Source organism: Chitinophaga sp. YR627 (assembly GCF_900114995.1).
Classification (GTDB): Bacteria; Bacteroidota; Bacteroidia; order Chitinophagales; family Chitinophagaceae; genus Chitinophaga.
The window spans coordinates 1417954-1441093 of sequence record NZ_FOUX01000001.1 but is presented as its reverse complement, the minus strand read 5'-3'; the positions used below and the strand labels follow the sequence as shown (position 1 = coordinate 1441093).

Annotated in this window: 19 protein-coding genes; 5 read left to right on the top strand and 14 right to left on the bottom strand. The window is 44.7% G+C overall.

From position 1 onward, the window contains the following. Positions 1–128: 128 nt before the first annotated feature. The 7 genes from BMZ72_RS05215 to BMZ72_RS36495 all read right to left on the bottom strand — a co-directional run bounded on the left by BMZ72_RS05215 (position 129) and on the right by BMZ72_RS36495 (position 8828). Positions 129–2531, bottom strand: a complete 2403-nt coding sequence (locus tag BMZ72_RS05215) for an ABC transporter permease (protein ID WP_089805930.1) — start codon at positions 2529–2531, stop codon at positions 129–131. Between the two features lie 139 nt (positions 2532–2670). Continuing rightward, positions 2671–3540, bottom strand: coding sequence for a DUF4249 domain-containing protein (locus BMZ72_RS05210; RefSeq protein ID WP_089805927.1), 870 nt, complete (start codon positions 3538–3540; stop codon positions 2671–2673). 2 nt (positions 3541–3542) lie between these two features. Next, positions 3543–6167, bottom strand: coding sequence for a TonB-dependent receptor (locus BMZ72_RS05205; protein WP_089807236.1), 2625 nt, complete (start codon positions 6165–6167; stop codon positions 3543–3545). A gap of 72 nt (positions 6168–6239) precedes the next feature. After that, positions 6240–7184 (bottom strand): FecR family protein, encoded by a 945-nt coding sequence (locus tag BMZ72_RS05200; RefSeq protein WP_089805925.1) that lies wholly within the window; start codon positions 7182–7184, stop codon positions 6240–6242. A gap of 59 nt (positions 7185–7243) precedes the next feature. Beyond that, the gene (locus tag BMZ72_RS05195) at positions 7244–7810 is read right to left on the bottom strand and encodes an RNA polymerase sigma factor (RefSeq protein ID WP_089807233.1); all 567 of its coding nucleotides are present in this window, start codon (positions 7808–7810) and stop codon (positions 7244–7246) included. A 405-nt stretch (positions 7811–8215) separates the two neighbouring features. Further along, entirely contained in the window at positions 8216–8503 is a 288-nt protein-coding gene (locus BMZ72_RS05190; RefSeq protein WP_089805923.1) for a hypothetical protein, read from the bottom strand. Positions 8504–8666: 163 nt separating this feature from the next. Next, entirely contained in the window at positions 8667–8828 is a 162-nt protein-coding gene (locus BMZ72_RS36495; RefSeq protein WP_177222682.1) for a hypothetical protein, read from the bottom strand. A 177-nt stretch (positions 8829–9005) separates the two neighbouring features. Here BMZ72_RS36495 and BMZ72_RS05185 point away from each other — a divergent pair, with 177 nt between their 5' ends. Both BMZ72_RS05185 and BMZ72_RS05180 read left to right on the top strand, forming a co-directional pair. Further along, complete coding sequence (locus BMZ72_RS05185) at positions 9006–9860, top strand: helix-turn-helix domain-containing protein (protein ID WP_089805921.1); 855 nt, start codon at positions 9006–9008, stop codon at positions 9858–9860. Positions 9861–9918: 58 nt separating this feature from the next. Continuing rightward, a complete protein-coding gene (locus BMZ72_RS05180; RefSeq protein WP_089805919.1) occupies positions 9919–12261 on the top strand; it encodes a S41 family peptidase in 2343 nt (780 codons plus the stop codon). Positions 12262–12351: 90 nt separating this feature from the next. Here the strand turns inward: BMZ72_RS05180 and BMZ72_RS05175 are convergent, their stop codons facing one another. Further along, the gene (locus tag BMZ72_RS05175; protein WP_143087607.1) at positions 12352–12963 is read right to left on the bottom strand and encodes a hypothetical protein; all 612 of its coding nucleotides are present in this window, start codon (positions 12961–12963) and stop codon (positions 12352–12354) included. Between the two features lie 73 nt (positions 12964–13036). After that, positions 13037–13882, bottom strand: a complete 846-nt coding sequence (locus BMZ72_RS05170; RefSeq protein ID WP_089805915.1) for an AraC family transcriptional regulator — start codon at positions 13880–13882, stop codon at positions 13037–13039. A 140-nt stretch (positions 13883–14022) separates the two neighbouring features. Here BMZ72_RS05170 and BMZ72_RS05165 point away from each other — a divergent pair, with 140 nt between their 5' ends. After that, on the top strand, positions 14023–14985 hold the full coding sequence (locus tag BMZ72_RS05165) for a phytanoyl-CoA dioxygenase family protein (protein WP_089805913.1): 963 nt from the start codon (positions 14023–14025) through the stop codon (positions 14983–14985). 45 nt (positions 14986–15030) lie between these two features. On the opposite strand, the gene BMZ72_RS05160 is transcribed toward BMZ72_RS05165, so the two are convergent. The 4 genes from BMZ72_RS05160 to BMZ72_RS05145 all read right to left on the bottom strand — a co-directional run bounded on the left by BMZ72_RS05160 (position 15031) and on the right by BMZ72_RS05145 (position 17715). Continuing rightward, entirely contained in the window at positions 15031–15945 is a 915-nt protein-coding gene (locus tag BMZ72_RS05160) for a helix-turn-helix domain-containing protein (protein ID WP_089805911.1), read from the bottom strand. Positions 15946–15964: 19 nt separating this feature from the next. Then, positions 15965–16711: an SDR family oxidoreductase gene (locus BMZ72_RS05155; RefSeq protein ID WP_089805909.1), complete on the bottom strand. Its 747-nt coding sequence runs from the start codon at positions 16709–16711 to the stop codon at positions 15965–15967. A 132-nt stretch (positions 16712–16843) separates the two neighbouring features. Then, the gene (locus tag BMZ72_RS05150; protein WP_143087606.1) at positions 16844–17209 is read right to left on the bottom strand and encodes a hypothetical protein; all 366 of its coding nucleotides are present in this window, start codon (positions 17207–17209) and stop codon (positions 16844–16846) included. Between the two features lie 92 nt (positions 17210–17301). Further along, the gene (locus tag BMZ72_RS05145; RefSeq protein WP_177222681.1) at positions 17302–17715 is read right to left on the bottom strand and encodes a DUF3592 domain-containing protein; all 414 of its coding nucleotides are present in this window, start codon (positions 17713–17715) and stop codon (positions 17302–17304) included. Between the two features lie 389 nt (positions 17716–18104). Here BMZ72_RS05145 and BMZ72_RS36275 point away from each other — a divergent pair, with 389 nt between their 5' ends. Then, positions 18105–18425 carry a hypothetical protein gene (locus BMZ72_RS36275; RefSeq protein WP_143087605.1) on the top strand — a complete coding sequence of 107 codons (321 nt, stop codon included), beginning with the start codon at positions 18105–18107 and terminating at the stop codon, positions 18423–18425. A gap of 89 nt (positions 18426–18514) precedes the next feature. Continuing rightward, positions 18515–19489, top strand: coding sequence for a helix-turn-helix domain-containing protein (locus tag BMZ72_RS05140; RefSeq protein WP_177222680.1), 975 nt, complete (start codon positions 18515–18517; stop codon positions 19487–19489). Positions 19490–19590: 101 nt separating this feature from the next. Here the strand turns inward: BMZ72_RS05140 and BMZ72_RS05135 are convergent, their stop codons facing one another. After that, positions 19591–23121 (bottom strand): DUF6443 domain-containing protein, encoded by a 3531-nt coding sequence (locus BMZ72_RS05135; RefSeq protein WP_089805901.1) that lies wholly within the window; start codon positions 23119–23121, stop codon positions 19591–19593. Between the last annotated feature and the right edge of the window lie 19 nt (positions 23122–23140).

Below are 23140 nucleotides of genomic sequence, written 5' to 3'. Positions count from 1 at the left end.
CGGGAATACGATATACTATCTCCCGAAATCACATGAATATGATTCATGAAAACAAAGACTGATTCCCGAAAAGAGACTGGTTGCATGTTCTATCCACCTGGTCGGCGGATAGACATGCACCATATCCATTAATCCGCTTTCAAGCTATTCACCGGGTCCATCATAGCTGCCCTGAGAGCTTGTGAACTCACCGTTAGCAAAGCGATAATAAGAGCCGCTATACCTCCCGCTACAAACACCTCCCAGTTAATATCTACCCGGTTCACGAAATTATTGAGCCAGTTATGCATAAAGTACCATACCAGCGGGGCTGCTATCACAAAAGCGATACCTATCAGCAGCATAAACTCTTTCGAGAAGAGATATACGATATGCGCCGGTGTTGCCCCTAATACTTTGCGGACACCTACTTCCTTTACCCGTTGTACAGCCATGAATGAAGCCAGACCGTATAATCCCAGGCAACTGAGGAAGATCGCGATACCTGCAAAGATCTCGTACAAATGCGCCAGCTGACGTTCTTCTCTGTAATATTCTGCTACTTTTTGATCCAGGAACTGGTATTCAAAGATCTGTTCCGGGAAGTTATCATTCCAGAGTTTTTCAATCGCTTTCATGGAAGCCTGTGCATCGGCCCCTGCTGCCAGTCTGATACCTGCGTTACTGAAACGTCGTTTGATATTACTCATGAATACAGGCGCCATTGCTTCTTTCAGTGTACCAGCGGTAAAATCCCTGACCACTCCTACAATGGGCCCCTTGATCCTTCCATCCCATACATCCATTTCCTTATTGAGCACATCTGCCGGTTTGAGCCCTAATTTCTGTACAAGCGTTTCATTCACGAGGAACTCCCGTACGGAGTCTGTGCGGGTGAGGTTACGACCTGCTACGAGTTTGATATCATATGTGCTGATAAAATTATAATCCACCCAGCGGGTAACAGAAGCGAACTTCACATCTTCTGCCTGATGATCAAATTTGAAGCCTGTCCACCAGTTACCATCACTTGAAGGCGCTGCATCCGAAAAACTCACTTCCTGTATACCTTTGATATGTTCCAGCTGATCCCTGAGATACGGGATCTTTGCGTTGCCTGCACTATCATTACGGAAAGGTACATTCACAATGGCTTCCCGGGTAAAACCCATGGATTGGCTGTGAAAGTAGTTCATCTGTTGCAGGATAATGAGCGTACCGATGATCAGCGCCTGTGTAATAATAAACTGGAATACCACCAGTCCCCTGCGCAGGGAAATACCTCCTGTCTTTCTGCCTGCCGCAATCCTGCTTTTTAGTGCATTGATCGGATTGAATGCTGCCACCACGATAGAAGGATAAAAGCCTGCCAGGAAGGTAACGACCAGGAAGATGGCAAGCAGCAACATATATACGTTTCCGGTTGTCAGCATACCTGCTCCCAGTGGCAGACTCATTACGCTGCTGATGAACGGTAGTATACCTAATGCCAATATCATCGCCAGTTGTAATGAAAGCAACACAAGAATGGCTGTTTCAGACAGAAACTGCGTCTGTAGCTGCCAGCGGTTACTGCCGAGTACTTTACGTACACCAATCTCACGAGCGCGATTCACAGCTTGTGCAGTGGCCAGATTGATGAAGTTCACACAGGCGATCAGCAGGATAAATGCGGCGATCATCCACAGCATCCTTATCCGTTCTGGTGGTACCACTCGACCGATATAGTTCCCTGTACGTTTATCTGAATGCACGCCAGCCAGCGATTGCAGCATGTGCGTAGCCTTGTTTTTCGGGTCTTTGTACTTCTTCGAAAAAGTGACCAGCCGCTCGTCGATCTTCGCCACATCCTGTCCTGGGCGCAACAACACATAACAGCTATGAATGTCGTCTATCGTTACCCAATCCTTTATCTCATTTATTTTCATCATGGCATAAGTCGCCACCATCTCAAATTGAAACTCCGTGTTTTTAGGCGGGTCTTCCAGTATGCCGGTCACAGTCAGATTAAACTGCTGATCCAGCCGGATAACCTTTCCCATCGCTTTATGCCAGTCGCCAAAATACTTCTCCGCAGTGGACCGTGCCAGCACGGTCGCATTGGGATCATTCAGGGCAGTGGCCTTATTGCCGGCTAACCATTTATAATCAAATATGTCAAAGAACGAAGGCTGCAGGAAGTATACCAGTGGTTTGAACTTCTGCTGAATATTGCCCTTCCCGTCTTCCAGCGTCACCAGTCGCTTGCCCATTTGCACAATACCAGTTACCTTTTCGAACTCTGTAAAGTCATTTGGCAATACAGTCGGTATGGGAAAAGGTACAGCCTGTGTATAGTTAGTATTACCCTCTTCCCCCGGCGATACCGTCAGCACTCTATAGATCCGGTCTTTCTTTGTATGGAAGGTATCAAAGCTTTGCTCGTACTGAATGATCACATAGATCACCAGACAAACCGTGATACCCAGGGTAAGACCGGTGATGTTAAGTAATGCATAGCGCTTGTTGCGCCAAAGACTACGGAAAGCGGTTTTGAGATAGTTTTTAAGCATAACTGGACTGGATTATTGGGTATGTATGCATCAAAAACGATACAAAAACGACAATCCACTCATTTTTAACCACTTACAAATACAGCTATTGAATCAAAATGGCCGCTTTTGGCATTGTCATGTCCGGAAGCGGACACATTCACTGCCGCAACTCATACTCCCGTTGCGCCACACCGCCAACAATACCAAATCCTTTTATAATGTTGTTATACACAATCACCTGCTCCGACAGACCATCATCATTTTTCTCGCGTGCCAGGTAAGCGCTGTTCAGATAATTATAGCTATCATAAGTAAGCGAACTAATTTCTACGATCAGACTTTTAAAATTGCTATACAAGTCTGCTTTTAACACAAACACCGGACTACGGCCATTAAACAACGCGTCTGTTGTATAGAATTCACTACGTGAGTCGTCTTCCAGTATAGGCAGACCAGGTTCACCTGTTTCAAAGTATTGCGGGAATTTCAAATGTACAGTATCTCCTATGCCATTTTCATAATCAACCAACTGGTACAATCTTATACGGTAATAGTTTTGTACAGCCGGATCATCGTGTAGCTGAACATTTATAGCGACCTTTTTCCCCCAGGCGTCAGTTTGCGTAACGGTCATCTTCAGTCCTTCAATAGCCACGGTATCAGGAACCTTGTCACTGCCGGAAATCTCTTCATATCCGCGAACAGCCGCCGACACCCGGTATGTCGCACCGGCTTTTGCGAGTGTCTTGCTGCGGTAATAGGTCCGCTCTGACTGAACGTAGGATGTCAGTGTTTCTTTAAAATTACCGTCTTCATAAAGATTAACAACAGCGTCTTTAATCTCCCGTGGCCCCTTGTCATTCAGGCGCGCAGATAAACTAACTCTGGCAATCATTACACTATCTTTATTCATCAGCAGGTTCAGCACCGGCTTATTGGATTCTTCCGGAATAGATACATTAAAAGATCTTTCGCAGGCACTAATGGTGAATACAAATAACAACAGCAACACGACTTTTATCTGCATACTTAAAATTTTAAACTATAAGAAAAGCTTGGTGTAAGTGGCAATAACACGAGGCCGTTAAGTGTGACTTTCGCATTATTATCCGAATAATTTTTCACGTAATAGAAGAATGGATTCATCCTGTTATATGCATTCAATGCACTGATATTCCAGGTCCGTACATTTCCGTTCTTCTTCTGTTTGATAAAATTGACGCCAAGATCAAGACGATGATAGGCGGCAATCCTAACATTATTCCGGTTATTGATATAGTCGACGGTCGGCGGCCAGTTATTCGGATCATTCGGCGACACCGGCCCGGTAGTTCCTTCATAACGCGCCACAGGAACCGTAAAAGGAGATGCTGACTGATAGGTCCAGCTACCAGAAAGCTCGATGTTCTTTCTCAGCTTGTAAATCGTCACCAGGTGGAAATCGTGCCGGCGGTCATATTTATAATAGAACGTATGACCATAATTGACACCTGGAATATTACGATCTGAGACAGCCCAGGTATATCCCAGCCAGCCGGTCAGCCGGCCTGTCTTCTTCTGCAGCAACACTTCCAGTCCGTAAGATCTGCCGGTACCGGAGGCAATCTGTTCCTGCCAGGTATCTCCTTTGCTGGTTGTTAGATATTCTGCACCGTCTTTATACTCTGCTACCTGACGCATTTTCTTGTAATAGACCTCCGCAGAAAATTCGTATCTGTTGCGGAACACATTACGGGCAAGTCCCAGCGCAAACTGGTCTGCCTGCTGTGGGGCGACCTTCTTTGTGGCAGGTACCCAGAGATCTGTAGGCAATGAAATAGAGTTGTTGGCCAACAGATGAATGTACTGTGTCATGCGCGTATAGGAGGCTTTTAAACCCCAGTCTCCCGGCAGCAGGAAGCGCATACTGGCGCGCGGCTGCAGAGAATGATAAAAGTGATCCTGCACACTGAATCCACTCAGGTGGAATCCCGCATTTAGTTTCAGACGAGATGTGATTTCCCAGTCATCTTCTGCATACAGGTCCATTTCACCGGCCGGAATATTACGGTTATTATTCACCGAATCCTGTGTTGTTTCATCCCCTTCCGTCTGCTTCATATGAATGATACCCGGTGTAAACCTGCGATACATATAAGCCGCTCCCATCTTTATAGCGTGTGCTGGCATGGGGCGATAATCTATGTCTGTCTTGATACCATAATCACGTATACCAGAATTTAACTTCAATGTATTGCTGCTGGCATCGGAATCGTATTTATTTTCTGTATGAATACCGGTACTGAATTTATAGCTACTGCCTATCAGCATGGTGTTAGCAAAAAGCTTCGGAGAAATAACATGCGTCCATCGTAAGGTGCCGGTGATGTTTCCCCATTGAATATTGAGATCTGATAAATCATAGTTATCTGTCGGGCCTTCAATATCATCCGAGTACCGGTCCCGGATCCTGAGTTTATCCTTCCCCATGTAAAAGCTCAGGTAAAGTTTGTCCCTTTCAGAAAACTGATGATGGATTTTTGCATTCAGGTCATAGAAAAAAAGGCTGAATTTCTGCAGATCTTCCTGTGAGCTTTTTACCAGCGGACTGGCAATCAGATCAGGGTAAGACCGGCGTCCGGATATCACATAGGATGTTTTCCCCTTTTTCAGTGGCCCTTCCAGCGTTAGTTGTGTAGACAGCAGCCCTACTGAAAACTCTCCATGGTGTTCATACAGATTACCATCTTTGGTGGAGATATCAACCACGGATGACAGTCTGCCGCCATAACGAGCCGGAAACGCCCCTTTATACAGTGTTACATCTTTAAGCACGCTGGTATTGAATGTCGAAAAGATACCCAGCAGGTGCATCGGATGATATAAGGGCGCCCCGTCCAGTAATATCAGGTTCTGATCAGGTGTTCCACCACGGATCAGCAGGGCGCTGGAACCTTCTGTTCCCTGTTTGACACCAGGCATCAGCTGTAAAGCTTTCAGCAGATCCGGTTCTCCCAACAGACGGGGCAGTGAACGTACCTGAGCAGCGGGCAGATTGATACTACTCATCTGTGACGATTCCTGTATCCGTATTGTGCGCGTTCCGCTTACCGTAACAGCTTCCAGTTGCCTGCTACCCGTGTGTAACTTAAAATTAATACGCGGATCACCATTCATACTGATAACAGTATCCAGCCGGCTATATCCGATATAGGATATCTGAAGACGTAATGAATCACCGGGTACGGTAATACTATAAAAACCATAGTTGTTTGTCGTTGTACCTCCCTGCAGCTGCGTCATTATAATTGAAACGCCGATCAGTTTTTCTCCGCTTACCGCATCTTCGATGAAACCGCTCAAAGTGTTAACACTGGCGGGCCGTGCGATGATAAGGATGTTGCCACCTTTCTGTTTATAATCCAGTGGCGTGCCTTTCAGGATATCCGTCAGGATTTTCTCCAGCGGTGTATCTATGTAAAGGTGTGCTTTCACCTGTATCCCTCTTACTCGTGTAAGCTCGTAGGATATGGGCGTCCGGCTTTGCTGTTCCAGCAGCTTCAGCGTAGCTTCCAGAGAACCTGCCGGGATATTGATGCTAAGTTTCTGACCGGCATTCTGTGCATTGACAGTCAGCCAGGCGAATAATAAATAAACAGTTATAAAATGACGCATAGTTACTTTTTGTAGGAACATAGGTTTCCCTGCCGCCATTGCAGCCGTTTGTTAAACAATATGTATCAGGTATTACTGTATGATCACCTTATTTCCGGTGAGTGTGTATGCCAGTCCGCTGATATCTTTCAACATCTCCAACACGTCTGCAGCAGTGTCTTGCCTGTTGATACGGAGCGTAAAGCGGTAGGACGCCACACTGGCCGCATTAAACGTCACCTGCAATCCGTAACGGTTTTCCAGGATACGGGCTATTTCCTGAAAAGATGCGTCACTGACGGACAGATTACCCTCGCGCCAGTCCTCCACGGGCTCTGCCGTCCGGGTAGCGGTATGGCTGGTCAGCAGGTAATGTAGTTGCTGTCCGCCTTTGAATATACCTAATACACCGGTACTATCAGTCACCTGTACGGCACCGGAGTTCACCATTACGGCTACGTCCGCCGACTGTGCATATTTCTTTACAGTGAAACCAGTTCCAAGCACTTTTGCCTGTACACCGCCTGGTATGTTCACTATAAAGGGATATTCCGTTTGTTCCTTTACGGAGAAAAAGGCCATTCCATCTTCCAGCTCCAGTTCGCGGTTCCGTTTACCGAAATCCTTTGGGTAACGAACAACAGTGCCGGGTTCCAGCCACATTTCGGATTGATCCGGCAATTGCAGTCTGACGATGCCTTTACCCGCGGCAGCCGTTACGACTTCATATTCCGGAGCTCTCCTGCTGTATAAAAACGATATAACGGCCAGTGCAGCAATGACTGCCGCCGCCTGCCACCAGATGCGTCGTACGGGCGGTTTTATCGTACGTACGTCTTCAGCAGCGATCGTTTCAAATATCTCAGCTTTCAGCGCATCTTTCATGGCTGTTTTTTCTGTGGTGTCGGCCCATACTTGCTCCTGTTGCGGGAAATCAGCATACCATTTTTCCAGCAATAATCTTTCTTCCGGTGTAAGGATACCAAGAGAATGCTTTTCTAGCAAGGAGTTAATAATATGCTGTCCAGGTTGTTTCATACAGTCAACGTTTAATAGACAATGCTCGAGATGAGTAAGTACTATGCGGGGTAAAAAAATTATTCCATATAAAAATTGCCAAGGGCCTTTCTGAGCTTCTTCAAGGCATTAGACAATTGGTTCTTAACCGTTTGCGGAGAAATAGCCCTTTTTTCGGCTATTTCTTCTATAGATAATCCATGATCACGGCTATCTATAAATACCTCCCGCATCTTGTCAGGCAAACGGGTCAGTTCACGGTGATAGCTGGCCTGTAAATCTGCTTCTGCCATATACTCACTGGTGGTATGCGTAATAACAGGCAAAGACTGGCCAGCCAGTTGTTGATATTTGTCCCTGGCGCTCTCCGCTTTCAGATAATTCAATACCTTAAAGCGTACCGCCGCCCGGAGGTAAGCAACTACGGATTCATAGATCTCTATCTGCGCCTTTTTCTGCCAGCAATACACGAAAACTTCCTGCACGATATCCTTAGCTGCTGCTTTATCATACAGATGCCAGTACGCAGTCTCAAAAAGGGTTTCCCAGTGACGTTCATATAACTCACCATAAGCGGATACATTGCCTTCCCTGACAAGTTGCCAGAGCTCATTTTCCGGAGTATGCTGAAAGTCGGATACAGGCATAATGATGTATAAAAATGGCGGTGAAGGTAGCAAAAATAAACAGAAGGCGTTCCTCTCCCTGTTTAAGGCGCTGTACTGTTTATTGCGATTGCGGATACAATAATAGCCCAATTATGCTAACTAAATTTGCTGATGTGCACAGGACGCAAAATCATGTGCATAGGACGCAAAAACGTGTGCACGGGAAAAGCGGAAAACGACGAAGAATGAACAGATATCTATTTGTGGTTTGTTCTCCATCATTCATCTTTCGTTCCGCGAATGAAGGATTAACGAAGGATAACAAACCTCAAATAAATATCAGACCGAATCATCGTAACATTAAAATGAGCAAACATAAGCGATTAGTAATAGTGATTTTTGGCGAAGTATAACGTGATCATTTCATCACCTTTCGCTTTTCTATCAACACCCCAGGAAGTCTTTAATAGCACTGTGATATACGCTACTGCCGGGACGACGTTTGTAGCTTGCCTTCAGCACAGGATCGTGCACAATGCTTTTTGCATATTTAATTGCTGCTGCAAATCTGGAGCGTTCAGTTTTCTGAGACGCCGAAGGTATTACATTGCTCATGTCCGGGTACTTACAGATAGAAGCAATACCTTTTCGTCTTTTGACGATGAATTGTTTGTCAGATGCGCCACTGGATAGTTTATAGCCAGTGAACAAGGGATTGTTTGTTTTTGCCATAGTGATAGTTTTTTGGGTAAAATTAGCGGAATTAGGGTTGCGGGTTTTACGTAAATTATAGGGGTTATTACAAGCTAATTATTTCACATTTACATGTGTACTAAAATTGAATAATTGTAGAATGCAGCGGCTTGAAAATCACAAAAAACTTATAGTACTTTATCTAAAGCTCATTCTGAGTTTTGATAGAAGCCTGATCATCCCGTTTCTTTTCCTGATCTTCTTTCTCTTTTTTCAACTCCCAATATTTATCAAAAGCCGTTTCAGATTTTTCTTTACATGAAAGCAGCAAACAAAGCGAAATAAAAATGTAAACGTTTTTCATACATGTGCGTCTTTATCCAAATCTAAGACTTGAATCTATTTAACAACAAAATAATGACAGGGGGAAAATCCTGTTTTTGTCTCCCTGTTTGAAAACCTCCTCCAATACACTACATTTGCCTCAGCAGCCAATACCTGCTACAAAAACAAACAATTCCACCATACCAACCTTTCCATTATGAAAGCTGCAGTTATCGATGTTCAGCACCCGCAGCTTGCCTGTCTGATAGAGTCTTTTATCTTCTTCTCGAAGACGGATGCAAGTCCGGTACAGTATACCACTTTCCCAAATACCAATCTATGTCTGGCTATTTACGCCGACAGTTCCATTCATTACACCAGACAAACAACATACAACGTATGCCAGCTCGATAGCGGACAATCTTACTATCAAAGCCGGCTTTACGGCTTCCATGATAAACCCTTCAGGGCCGAACTCAACGCGCCGCTGGACCAGGTATGTATACTATTCCGTCCGGGAGCATTGAAATCATTTACACGGATACCTTATGAAGAGCTGCTACAGACAGACAACGCCTTTGAACAGATCTTCTCCGCGTCAGAGAAATGGGTACTCGAAAAACTATTCGACGAACAGTTTTTCCGGCAAAGGGCGCTGATCCTGGAGGATTTCCTGTTAAAGAAACTATGCGCCTATTCCCGGGACCCCAGGGTGTCTATTGCGATGGAGCTTATGTTTAAGACAGATGATCATCCACACATAGATGCTATCGCCAAAAGCTGTCTTGTGGACCCATCTACACTTTACCGGCTGTTCAAAAAGGAGATCGGACAAAGTCCAAAGGCATTCCTTCAGACCGTGCGTTTCCGGAAAACTTTACAACAGCTATTACGCAACGAAAACAAGGGAAAGCTGACCAGCGTGGCACACGCCAATACCTACTACGATCAGGCACACTTTAACAAAGAGGTAAAACTGTTATCAGGCTTGCGCCCCGCTCAACTACGGACAATGGCCAGCCTTGAACAGGAAAAACTGGTATGGATCAGGGCCAGTCAGGGATTTGCATGATTTTTACAATTTCAGCGGATGCCGGCGCATTACTTTTAGCCAATAATTGTAATGTAACATGTCGTACACCGTAAATTTACGGGCACTGGGGGCCATCATGATAACAATAGCCAACCTATGCTCATTTAAAGTCCACGCACAAACCACGTCGGGAGAAAGCAATCAGCAACTTAACAGGATCGCCGCATTTGGCAAAGTATGGGGAGTCATCAATTACTTCCACCCACAAATGGGAAAAGGGCAGCTTAACAGCGATAGCCTGTTTCTGCAATATGTTCGTCCACTCACTGCAGATCCCTCTGCCGCTAATCTGGAAAAAAGTATTACGGATATACTGGCCGATCTGCATGATCCGCAAAGTGGTCTCATAACGACGGATATCCAGGAGAAAAAGATCAGCAGAAAATCTTACAGCCAACAACTACTACCAGGCGGTGCGCTTTATATCGCTTTACCACAGGATATTTTCAGTAGTCCTGTAAAGATGGATTCCATCCTCAGGAACAATACAGCAACTGATATCATCCTTGACTTACGCTGCGATACGATCAGTTATGAATCTGGTTTGCAGCAATACACCTCATATGTTCAACCGCTGATAGCAGGCATTATTGATACTACGATGATCCTGCCGACAGAACGCTCTTTCTTCTATAAAGGTTTAATGAGACAGGATTTCCAGCACAGCGTCAATCTCATGGCACCGGATAAAGACGGGAACATACCCGGTTACCAGGTGAATATGGGTTTCAGAAATGCCTCACAGGGCAGCTATATTCAAGCTGATCACAGTAAGAAGATATCGGGCAAACGTTACTGCTTTATCATCAACCAGTATGTCAATGTCAATATAGTCAATGCACTAATGGCACTAAGAAACCGGGACCTATGTTATCTGGTAGTAGAGGATAAACTGCCTGACTACGCATACGGGTCCTTCTATAAGATGCAACTCCCTGATGGGCTCACCGCAAAGATCAGGTGCTCGGAAATGATCTATGAAGATGGTACAACCGGCATCCAGCCAGATATTCTGAAGGTGGATCATAACGGGACTTTAATAAATGATGCGGCAAATCTGCTCAAATCATCCATCAAAAAAACTTCTCCAAAGCAGATTGAAAATACTGTTTATATCCGTACGCCTGCCACTATGCACAGCACTGCCGGCACACCGGATGCCAGTCTGCGACTACTGGGACTCTTCAATTTCTGGAATACGATACATTTCTTTAGTCCGAATAAACAACTGATTACTGTTGACTGGGAACAATCATTGCCCCACTTTATCAATATGTTCCTGCAGGCAAACGACGAAGAGAAATACTTCATGGCTTTGATGGAATTGACCGCTGCTATCAACGACGGCCATGCCATATTGTATAATACTAAGAGCGGACGCTCTCCCAAAGGCATCCTTGATGGTAATCTGCCTTTCGTCTGCGATGTGATCGATAGGAAAATTTACGTCACCAGTATCATGCCCGACACTACACAGCGACAAGCCCTGACAGGACTGCAATACGGAGATGAAGTTATAGCCATTGATAATATCCCGGTAGATTCAATTATCAGAAAATGGAAGTCGCTGCTGGTAGCCTCCAACGAATCGGGTTTCAACAGAGAACTATACGCTACCTGGTTTACAGCGGGTAGTATTGGCAGTACCGCTATCGTACGCGTGAGCAGGAATAAGGAATTGCACAACATTACACTTAAAAGGATCGATAGGAATGTTTACTACAATTTATGGGGACAGGTGCCTCGTGAAGCCACTACAACGATCACGAATGCGCCTTATTGTAAGATATTGCCGGGTAATATCGGTTACCTGCGACTGAACAGGGTTTACTCAAAAGACCTCGACAGTATCAGCTCCTTATTAAAACATTGCGAAAAAGTCATTATCGATGCACGTGGTTATCCGAAAGATGCCAGGATTGGTACCAATATTGCGGCCTACATTGCGACAAAAACAGATACAGCTGGTTATGAACTGTTCCCATATGTAACCAGTCCTGATCTATCGAAACGGCAAACTTTGATCGATTACGCCGTTATCGAACCAAACACGAATCCTCATCTGAAAAACAAACAATACTATCTGCTGGTAGATGAAGGGAATCAAAGTCAGGGGGAATGGAATCCAATCGCGATCCAGGGTGCTACAAAAGCGACGACAATTGGCAGGACAACAGCGGGAGCGAATGGTATGGCTGTCACGATCCCCTTACCGGGTGACTATATGACCTTCTATTCCGGTTTTGCAGAGTATTACCCGGACCATACACCTAATCAGCAACTGGGGGTTAAAATCGATGTAATCGTCAATAAAACGCTGAAGGGAGCGATTCGTGGTGAGGATGAAATATTGAATAAGGCACTGGAACTTTGTAAATAAAATAAAGCACTGTGAAAGAACTGAATCCATCATCAGGAATAACCTCAGTTCTTTCACAGTACATTCTCTTCATACAAGGTAGTAACTGTTTTAAGCCTTAAGAAGATTCTCCGCATCCTGCTCCAGCGCTTCTGTTTTATCTGCACGACGTATGAAGTATAATATTCTTATTGAAACGGTTGTATACACGCACACGGCGACCATAAATACGATAAACAACCAGCTAAAAAGCGGCGGGGTAAAAGCCTTTACGCTTGCCAGCGCATCAAAAGAGGTATATGATTGCGGAGGAACCGGATACTCGCCGGCAGGCCGGGCCGCCAGTTCACGTGATGCAAAAAACGCAGCTATGTGAATATAGGCAGCCTCTATCAGACTGTATGCGATTAAGGCAATAAACAGGATCAGCCATATCTTAATCCTCTTTCCGTAATGTTTCTTTTCCGGATATCCATATCCCCATATGAATAATGGGATGGTCAGGACCATTAACAGGCCTATTGAAGCGATGTCGATATCATTCCCTCCCTTTACAACTGCAACATTTTCCCAGATACAAACAGGAAACAACGCATAAAAGAAAACCGGTGGTTTTATGATGGGCGTAACCGCATAAAAACCTAATCCCACAAAAAGCACTCCCGCCAGTAGCTTTGAGTATAGGGATATTTTCTTTCGGAGAATATACGACGATGTATTCATGCTACGCAAGATATAATAAATATCAGCAATAACATTGCAGTCTTGCTCTCCGATAACGCCGCACATGTTCCCCTTACTGGTGCTGATGCATCCTTTTAAATACAGCCGGTGTCTGCCCTGCCAAAGTCTTAAACAGCTTGTTAAAATAAGACGTACTTTCAAACCCTACCTCATAACAAACCTCCGCCGCGCTCTTCCCCTGTAGTAAGAGGTTCTTCGCCTGACTGATACGATACTGATTCAAAAAGTCCGTAAACGTCATATTCGTCTGGCGTTTGAAATACCGGCAGAAAGCAGCAGTACTCAGATGCACTTTTTCCGCTACCACATTTACATCAGGGGCTTTATCGTAGTTTTCACTGACATAATCGTAAATAGTACCCATACGCACCTTATCATTCAACAGCCATTTAACGGTTGTATCGTCCTGATTAAGAACCTCTACCTCCTCGGAATGTGCAAGTATCTGAAAGATATCCAATACGCCCAATAACGAGCTAAAAGCATCTTTCTCCTGTAAGGCCCTAAGTCTGGTCACCACTGCTTCTTTCGTACTGCCATGAAAAGAAAGGCCTTTATAGGAACGCTCCATCAGCGCAGCAATGGCGGCAAATTCAGCTGTAGGATTGACCAGAGAAGGCAGAAAATCAGGCTTCAGTTGTAAAACAATCTGTTTGTAATCAACCTCCAGTCCGTAGTCAAAATTGAGATGAGGTACATTCGGTCCGATCAACACGAGGTCACTCGCCACATAACTGGAAATATGCTGGCCTACATGCCGGATACCACTCAACGCCTCCACATACACCAGCTCTATTTCCGGGTGAAAATGCCAGTAAAAGTGATGCCTTAAACTGGGTGAGAACAGCTTAAAGGAACGACCGGGTGCGATGATGATTTCCTCCAGTTTGATCTTCATATTGCTCCATTTTAGTCTGCAAGCGTATTCAATTTTATAAAAATAGTCAATACAGAGCAATTAGTAGTCATTCCGGAGAAATAGAGATCCGGAGATTATCGCCAATTTTGACTTATCAAATCAAGTAAAACACACGTTATATGGAAAATACATTAATCAGCGTCGCGGGCGAAAATAAAGCCCATAAGGAGATCCCCGGTAATCCTTCCGTCGCTACCAGCAGCAGACATCAACTCAACACCCGTGCAAATGGAGAACCGCTACGGGTACTCAGTGAAGAAGACTGGAAATTCTGGATAGAGAATGGGTATATCGTTATCAGACAGGCCGTACCAAAAGAACAGGTGCAGGTACTGGCAGATTTCCTCTGGGAATATGAAAATAAAGACCCGAAGGATCCTGAAACCTGGTACAAACCCACACTGCCCATGAAAATGACTGAACTCAATAACACCGGTATGGTGGAGATCTATAATCAGCAGTATCTCTGGGATAACCGGCAGTTTCCCAGGGTACATCAGGCTTTTGCTGATATCTGGGGTATGGAGGAATTATGGGTGACGATCGATCGGGCCAACCTGAATTTCCCTATCCGTCCGGGACACGAGTACAAAGGGTTTATTCACTGGGATTATGACCCGGAAACCAAACCACAGAATGTGCAGGGTGTATTGGCACTGGCGGATCAGACAGATGAAAATATGGGTGGATTTCAATGTATACCGGAGCTATTCCGGACCTATGATACCTGGAAACTGACCCAGCCGGAAGACCGCAATCATTTCAAACCGGATACTACCGGTTTTACACCGACCAAGGTAAAGATGGAAGCAGGTGATCTGCTGATCTTTAACAGTCTGCAGCCACACGGTATTCGTGTCAATAACAGTAAAGACAAAGTACGTATTGCGCAATACATCTCCATGATGCCGGCAGAACAGGATAATGAGGAGATGAGACAATGGAGGATCCGTTCCTGGCAGGAAAAGATGGTACCTGAAGGATATGCATTCCCCGGTGATCCTTTACACAGAGAGAAACAGCATCCTATCGCGCAATTAAGTGAACTGGGAGAAAAGCTACTCGGATTGAGAAAATGGTAGTATAAAAAAGAAGGACAGTTATTTCTGTAACTGTCCTTCTTTATATCAGTTAAATTTTGACCGGAATACCGAAGGAGATACCTGCGCCTTCGATTTAAACAGCTTATTGAATGAAGCAGGCTGTTCGAACCCAAGTTCGTACGCAATTTCGCTGATAGACAACTGTGTGGTAGAAAGCATTTCCTTCGCCTTATCTATCAGTTTATCCTGAATATGCTGCTGTGTACTCCTGCCTGTCAGCACCTTTAATAAGCTGCTCAGGTAATTAGGTGTCAGATGCAGTTCGTCAGCTATTTCCTGCACACTGGGGATCCCTTTATGGATCAGGTTCCCGGACTCAAAATAGTTGCTCAGCAAGGTCTCCAGTTTCGACAGGACCTGATGGCTTGAAATACGGCGTGTAATGAATTGCCGCTCATAGTACCGCTCCGTATAATTCAGTAATAATTCAATCTGCGTAATAATGATATTCTGACTAAATCTATCAATATTAGCCTGATACTCGCGCTGGATATTCCTGAATACTTCCACCATTGTCGCTTCTTCTTTCTCCGAGAGAAATAATGCCTCATTCACCGCATAACCAAAAAATTCGTATTTCTTTATTTTGGTAGCTAAAGGCGTATTCCAGAGAAAGTCAGGATGAACCAGCAGCAACCATCCGGAAGGATTGGCCGCTGCCTGGTGATCAATTTCAATATGCACAACCTGTTGAGGCGCTACCAGCGCCAGGATGCCCGCTTCAAAGTCATAAGCTTCCTGTCCGTAGTTAAACTTTTTCCCAACATGTCTTTTCAGTCCGATAGAATAATAGTGCTGTACCAGTCTGATCTCATCATATTCTACCGGATATTGTACCTGGCTATAATCTATTAAACTGACCAGCGGATGTTCAGGCTGGGGCAGGTTACTAAAGTGATGATATTCGCTGATGCTATTAAACTGAAGGTCTATCTTCATTCCCTGATGTTTTGATATCCTACCATTCCTGGTTAGTTGGCAAGATAAACAATTCCGATACATCTACGTGTGCCGGCGCCTCCAGGGCGTACATCATGCTATGGGCGATATCCTGCGGGGACAGGAAAGTCATCTGTTCTCTTAAACCATCCATTCCTTTCTTGTAACCTTCATCGGTGATCTGATCGTATAGACTGGTTTCTACAGCGCCCGGCTGAATACTGGTCACCCGGATATTGTGTTTCTTACCAATCTCCATACGCATGATATCTGAAAAAGCGGACACGAAATGTTTTGTACCACAATAAACCGCGAGGCCTTTGAAGAGTTTACGACCGGCAATAGAAGAAAGATTAATAATGTGCCCTGACGATTGTTTAATTAAAACAGGTAAAACAGCGGCTGTCACATGTAATACACCTTTGATATTAATGTCCACCATGGCTTCCCATTCATCCACTTTAAAGGTATCGATATCTGCCGTAGGCATGATACCTGCATTATTTACCAGAATGTCTATTCTGCCATAATGATCAATCAGCTGTTTTACGCCTGCAGCTACGCTGGATTTGTCGGCTACATTCATTTCCACCACCAGGGCTTCTCCGCCCGCCTGCTGAATCTCATTTGCGACAGCCTCCAGGACTTTTGTTCTCCGTGCAGCCAGACATACTTTTACGCCTTTAGCTGCAAATGTGATAGCTACTCCCTTTCCGATGCCGCTGGATGCGCCGGTAATAAGCGCTACTTTTCCGTTTAGTTCCATGTGATATTGTTTTTGTATCACAAAATTGGAACATGCACAGGGAATGGAATTTGCCAAATCTATGGTTTCATTTGCCAAATCTCAGATGTATATATTTGTCAGGAGAACCGGCTGCCCATATAGCTGTTATTTTCAGAAATACGCTTTCAAAAGGAAATAACCACACCCAACTACAATAAAGTTAACCGCAATGGACAGCAATATCAAGGGGAACCAAAATAGCGTCCAGTAGCGCAACCGTCTTATGTCCGGAATGTCCCCCGGCACATAAATAAACGCTGTTTTCTGTCCTATTTTCCAGGACCGGTGTGTAGAGCCGGTCATCCCCTGATAAGTGATTGTTTCCTTTTCATTAATGGTAATTTCAAAGAGCGGATAATAATAGAGACCATCGTCATCCTTGGTTTCTATAAATTTCACCACTGCCCCTTCCACTCGTTTTCCGTTCTTTACAAATGTTTTTACCTGGCGGAACGTCTTCAGCGCAAATGATAGCAAAAGGGCACCAACTATTATAAATATAAGACAGATAATCATGACAAGTAGTGTGGTTTGATATGGTTAATTGGTCAGCCGAATGGTGATGTATATCAAGTGGTGGTCTGACCCGAAAAATGACGTGCCGGATTCAATAAATAATACCCGCCGCCGATGATCAGTAGTGGCAACCCGATCACCATAGAAACAATAGACCAGCCAAAAAGGTCCTCATAGGTCATTCTTATGACTTCCGATGGCTGTGACCTATCATATAAGAATGCGGCGGTATCTCCCACCGTCCAGCTGGCAGGATTGCTGCCACTGTGATGATGATAGACAACGGCGCCATCGTTTTTTGTCTTAACGGTAAAAACAGGATAATATGCGTCATCACTCACTGTCATTGATGTAACAGTACCAGTCGCCCGTTCAGCATTTCTGACGAAGTCAATACGGGCCTTCAGTTTATATAGTGAAAAGCAAATTAATATAAGACCGGTAATAAAGAATATGGTGTAGCGCATCTGGTTCATTAACCTGGTTGAAATATTCGGTTTTCGAAATATAATTGAAATTTTGCAAAAATGCTAATTACCAGGTACCGGACTATTGCACCCTTTGCTCCCTTAATGACTGTTTCCCGGATAACAAACTGTATAAAGAAAAGGGAACACCAGATCATCTTTTAATATCACCTCATTATAAAATATTTTTTTTTATATGATATATAATAAACCCGGAAAGTAACTTTTCAGGGCCTGTTTGATCCTTCCAAAGCCTTTGTGACAATAAGATTTAAGTAGTGAACTTGTGAAAATTATTCGCAACAAAACTAAAAAAGCTTTTCTCCTCCTTTCTTCAACTTTGCATCCATCTGTTCAGAAAAAAAACAGATTTACAAAAACTAACAGATATGAGCAACCAACCATTGAGGTCCTCCAGGGCTAAAGAAGCCCTGCGCCAGGCCAGAAAGGCATTCAACCAGAACGAGTTACATGTACAACGCTGGTTCCGGTTAAAAATAACCCTTGGTTATGCCACAGTCGTCATACTGGCGGTTATTCTGATATTGTCAGCCGTAATCCTGTTGAATCACCATCGTTTTAACCACAGTACCGTTTTCTGGGCGGGAAGAACGCTATTCCGGGATGTTCCGGGAGTCGTGCTCACTGTATGGAAAATAACGCTGCATCCTCAGTTTGTAGCACTACTGGAGCCGGTGATAAAAAATTAATTAAAAACCCATGTTATATAACCATTAGAAGCGCAACTAAACGTTTAATCACCCAAAATGTTTGCATTGTGCATAGAAAACCGGGATTAATGGAGTTCAAGATCTCCGATCAACACAACCATTTGGTTAAAACTACCTATCATGCAGAGAATGACCCGAATGCGAAGATCAAAGGAGCCTCCCGTACCATCATAAAAGGGGACTTTGGGTCTTTCAGTATGGAAGTATTACAAGGGCAGTCATTTATCATCGGCTGGCTAAACGCAGCTATTACGACAGCAATTGATATTCTCCCCCATACGGATACGCCAATATTGTGCTGGTATACAACGCTTCGGGGTAATGTACCCTGTACATTGTCAGGAAAAGGCCTTGTGCCGCTTACGGAACTGTACCAGGGGCTCTATTATGTACCAGCCAATGGTACTAATGTGGCCAGCTTTCCGGTCGGCAAATATGAGGCAGTATATATATCCGTATCTACCGGCTTCTTTGAGAGTTTTTTCCAAAGAAACCCACAATTTCGCGAGATATATGAGCGCAAGTATAAACGCTCGGAAGAAGGCGCCGTACTACCCTACTTTGAACTCTCCATGAATGCGGCAAGCGTACTGGAACAGATCTTCACTCATCAGGAAACAGGAGACGACCTGGAATCTTTTCTGGATCTGAACATCAGAAAGTTATTCTATTATTATTTTAAAAAACTGGGGCAACCAGGAAACATCGACAGGATCAGTGAGATCAAGAAAGAAATTGACGACAACATCGGCGAGAATATAAAAATAAACACACTGGCCCAGCGTATTGCGTTTAAAGACAGAGGGCGGCTCAGTAGTGAATTCAAAGTAAAGTTTGGTGTGGATATTAAAACGTATATAGGGCGACAGATCTTACACCTGGCAGAACATGCACTGATCCATGAAAAAAGCAGAAAAATCGCAGACATCGCTTCCGATCTTGGATTCACCGGACAAGCCTATTTCACCACTTTCTTTAAAAAGTGGAACGGGGTTACGCCCAGCGAATTCAAAAAACAATCAAAGGAAAACGATATGATCTAACCTGTCATGTTTTGTTTTACAATAGCAAAGCGGTCCGCCTGAGGCGGACCGCTTTGCTATTGTAAAACCGATAATTATCTTAGCGACGACGCCAATTCCCATCAATACCGGTAAGGATTTCCCGCACTCCCCGTAAAAGGCGCTACCGAAATCCACCTACCCGTCTGCACATCATACATCCTGTTATGCTCATTATACCAGTCCAGTCCGGGACCGACTCTCATTTCCCGGTTATGCAGCTCATTCCCTTTATACCGATACCTGTTCTCCAGGTATGACGTACCTTTTAATGCCTTTGAACTGATTCCTTCCATCAACAGTCCCATGGGATAATAATGGGTATCTTCCAGCAAAGATCCTGGCTGATGACGAACCGCAAAATTGTCAAAGTATACATCTGCGGCGGATTCATTACTCAGATAGATATATAGAAAACCAGATCGCTCAGCGATCAACTGTGGCATGACCACATTGACCTGTGCATCGGGAACACCCTGTACCTGTCTGACGCCGCTATTGCTCTGTACCACTTTAAACTGATCATCAAATAACACAAATGACAGATAGGCTTTGGGCCATGTAGGAACATTCTGTGCAGGCTCCTGATTCAGCAGATTCTGATAATCCGTGCTGCTGAAGCTTGTCGCCAGAGGAGAATTCGGCCCGCTTGATATATGCGGCCCCTGCGACACGCCACCACTGCTGAACGCCTGTAACAAAGCAGATAGCATACTGGCGGCTGTATTACTGGAGGTATTGGCAACTGTACTCTTATAAAATGCTTTCGCGACAGCGGAAACCGTATCCCCTTTCATCACACGTAATACCAGCGAGGGACCAATCTTCGCACCATCTACCCCATTCAGTTTGGAGACGTATTCATTCGGGTCTGTGGTATTGTCGGTTGGATAGCCTGTAGGTAAAGGCGCTGCCGTATTATCGATGTTACTGAAGAGGACATTCTCCACACCACTCCTGGCAGACTCCATAGAAGCGAAGTAATCAGCAGTATCGCGGTTAGCACCCAATAAGGCACGCACATTACCCTGATAATCCTTTACAAAAGCTTCAAAGACGTATTTTACCGGTTGACCGGTCTTATAAATGGGGCGGATCCGTCCATCGGCGTGTGTCATCACCTGTATGGTATCGCGCTCCCATACGAAGCCATTTGCGTACTGGATCACTCTTGCGCTACCTTGTTGCGCACTGGTATCGAGGATGATCTTCGTGAGTAGTTCTCCCTCGGAATTGAACTGAAAATAGATCATGCCTTTTTTACAAAAGATAACGGAAGGTTTATTGTTCTGGTCGTAGATAATACTATCGATATCCTTGTTATTATCTTTTCCAAGATTTCCACCGGGATCATAGGTAAAGTCAGGCGTGTCATCATTCACTGATTCTCTGAAATCACCCAGTATGGTTTGCGGATTGTTAGTGTGGTCTGTGATATAGCGCAGGCGGTTACTATTTTCCAGATAACCGTACTCCAGACTATCAATTGTCTGTATCGCCATGCCATTCATGCCCCGCTGTTTCATAGACAGGATATTACCATTGATGTCATATGAAAGGCGGTTGAGCGAGAAGTCGGCTTTATCGGCAGTCCAGCTGGTACTACCGTCGTTCTGCTGATTAAAATCTCCCGCCAGCAGCCTGTTCATCCTATCATAGCTATAGCCATAAGCACGTGCGGTGCCATTGGCGCCACTCTTCCATTTTATACCGGCAACATTTCCATTGTAGTAGCTATTGGAGAAACCAGTCTCATAGGAAATCTCCTGACCAAACCAGTTATCGGTGCTATTAGGTGTATTGACAAATGGCTTATTGATACCTGTTAATTGTCCGCGCAGATCATATTCAAAGGTCTGCGTCTCAACCGGCGTACTACTGCCGCTGGCATACAACTTTTTAGTTTTCATTCTGCCCAGTTCATCGTACTCCATCTCAGCTACCGATAATCGCAATGCAGGATTGTCATTGAATTTTTTGGTGATAGAGTCCAGTCTGCCGGCTGCATCATAATGATAGATCGTGAGCAGTTGCGCCGCAGGAGTAGTCAGCTGATTGGGCTTGGTTTGTGTCAGGTACGTACAGACCAGTTTACCTTCCAGGTCATACATATAAGACGTGATATCCAGGCCATATCTGATATTATCGAATACCGTCTGACTTAAGCGGCCGCTGTTGTTATAAAAATAGCGATTGATCATCAGGCGTTTTAGTCCGGGTATGGTCAATGTCTTTACAGTCAGCAATCTCTGAGGAAGATTCGTATGATAAGGTGGAGGCGGTTCAAAATATATATTACTCCCTCCTTCTACTTTTAAGGGTTCTGTTCCGGAATAAAAAACGTTGTCCACGAACAGATAGTCGTCATATTTATCTTTGGTGATCATCGTATATTCCTTCGTCGTGTCTGCACCCGGATAAGGCTTCGAGGAATCATAAGGACTGGCATTGATCAGCTTTAACAGGGAATCCCGTGATGCCGAATTGACGATCAATCCGGTGGACATTAAACGCGGCTCCATATAATCATAATAGTAGAGCTGCCACATGTTCCTGCTTTTCAACACAGCCGATCGCGAGAGCGTCAGGCGATTACGGATATCATAAATCTTTTCCAGGGAATCAACACCGGGTTCCTTGGTAATGATCTTTCTTCCCCGGCCATCATAGCGGTAAATTGTACATAATTCACCTGCTATGGCATTCGTCAGCACCCAGTCAGCCTGGATAGCCTGTACTGCTTTGGGGTATAAGATCACCCGCAGCCGGCCTATATTATCATAGGTATAATAAGTACAGGCCCAGCCGTTATGTGCGGTCCCCGGTGATTCAAGCGCCTGTTGTTTACGCAGGATCACATGTCCTTCCATATCGGTGTATGCTACCTCCTGTGTACCATTTTCATCAATCGTCGTTTGCTTGTAGAGGGTTCCGGGCGCATATCGCTGGCTGGTGACGGGCAATATATCTGCTCCATTAAAACGCCAGATCTGTACGGAATCACTTGCTGTATTCGACTGATACAATTGTTGTGCGGGCTTGTTTCCCGCCTCTCTTGTATAGGCATTTCCCGGTCGATACGTCTTCTCCACCCTGCCCAAAGGAGATTGCTCATATGTTGTTTCGTGGAAGAAATAGCTTTCATTATTTACGCCGGGGTTGATGGCAGCATCATTGTAGAAAGTCTGCTGATCCTGGAAAGGATCGGACTTAAAACTACCGTCATTTGTATTACCTGTTTGCGACACATAAGGCAGATACTGAAAATGCGACCGGCCATCTGCTTCATACAATACCGGTGTAACGACATCTTTGCCGGCAGGGCTCTTTTGCTTTTCTACCAGCTGCAAACGTCGTCCCAGTCCATCCAGGTATTCGGTTGTTTGCCTGACATACCGGGAGGCGGTGAATGGAGACTTTACAACCGCCGGATCAGTAATGTGTATGTTTGGCTGCCAGGTACGGATATAACTGATCGTGGTACGCTGGTATGGCGGAGGTACCGGTAGTGTGACAGGTGTATAAGGGATAGCTGTAACCGGTACATTCTGGGCGATAGCGCTATGCCATGTACCCAATGCTAACAGTAATATGATAAATTGATATGTACGCATATAGAATGATGTGAAGGGG

Excerpts from the sequence above, each read along its gene's own strand:
- BMZ72_RS05210 (WP_089805927.1), bottom strand. The coding sequence starts at position 3,540 with ATGCAGATAAAAGTCGTGTTGCTGTTGTTATTTGTATTCACCATTAGT.
- BMZ72_RS05165 (WP_089805913.1), top strand. The coding sequence starts at position 14,023 with ATGGAAAATACATTAATCAGCGTCGCGGGCGAAAATAAAGCCCATAAG.
- BMZ72_RS05155 (WP_089805909.1), bottom strand. The coding sequence starts at position 16,711 with ATGGAACTAAACGGAAAAGTAGCGCTTATTACCGGCGCATCCAGCGGC.
- BMZ72_RS05175 (WP_143087607.1), bottom strand. The coding sequence starts at position 12,963 with ATGAATACATCGTCGTATATTCTCCGAAAGAAAATATCCCTATACTCA.
- BMZ72_RS05190 (WP_089805923.1), bottom strand. The coding sequence starts at position 8,503 with ATGGCAAAAACAAACAATCCCTTGTTCACTGGCTATAAACTATCCAGT.
- BMZ72_RS05140 (WP_177222680.1), top strand. The coding sequence starts at position 18,515 with ATGGAGTTCAAGATCTCCGATCAACACAACCATTTGGTTAAAACTACC.
- BMZ72_RS05180 (WP_089805919.1), top strand. The coding sequence starts at position 9,919 with ATGTCGTACACCGTAAATTTACGGGCACTGGGGGCCATCATGATAACA.
- BMZ72_RS05205 (WP_089807236.1), bottom strand. The coding sequence starts at position 6,167 with ATGCGTCATTTTATAACTGTTTATTTATTATTCGCCTGGCTGACTGTC.
- BMZ72_RS05135 (WP_089805901.1), bottom strand. The coding sequence starts at position 23,121 with ATGCGTACATATCAATTTATCATATTACTGTTAGCATTGGGTACATGG.
- BMZ72_RS05200 (WP_089805925.1), bottom strand. The coding sequence starts at position 7,184 with ATGAAACAACCTGGACAGCATATTATTAACTCCTTGCTAGAAAAGCAT.
- BMZ72_RS05215 (WP_089805930.1), bottom strand. The coding sequence starts at position 2,531 with ATGCTTAAAAACTATCTCAAAACCGCTTTCCGTAGTCTTTGGCGCAAC.
- BMZ72_RS05185 (WP_089805921.1), top strand. The coding sequence starts at position 9,006 with ATGAAAGCTGCAGTTATCGATGTTCAGCACCCGCAGCTTGCCTGTCTG.
- BMZ72_RS36275 (WP_143087605.1), top strand. The coding sequence starts at position 18,105 with ATGAGCAACCAACCATTGAGGTCCTCCAGGGCTAAAGAAGCCCTGCGC.
- BMZ72_RS05195 (WP_089807233.1), bottom strand. The coding sequence starts at position 7,810 with ATGCCTGTATCCGACTTTCAGCATACTCCGGAAAATGAGCTCTGGCAA.
- BMZ72_RS36495 (WP_177222682.1), bottom strand. The coding sequence starts at position 8,828 with ATGAAAAACGTTTACATTTTTATTTCGCTTTGTTTGCTGCTTTCATGT.
- BMZ72_RS05145 (WP_177222681.1), bottom strand. The coding sequence starts at position 17,715 with ATGCGCTACACCATATTCTTTATTACCGGTCTTATATTAATTTGCTTT.
- BMZ72_RS05160 (WP_089805911.1), bottom strand. The coding sequence starts at position 15,945 with ATGAAGATAGACCTTCAGTTTAATAGCATCAGCGAATATCATCACTTT.
- BMZ72_RS05170 (WP_089805915.1), bottom strand. The coding sequence starts at position 13,882 with ATGAAGATCAAACTGGAGGAAATCATCATCGCACCCGGTCGTTCCTTT.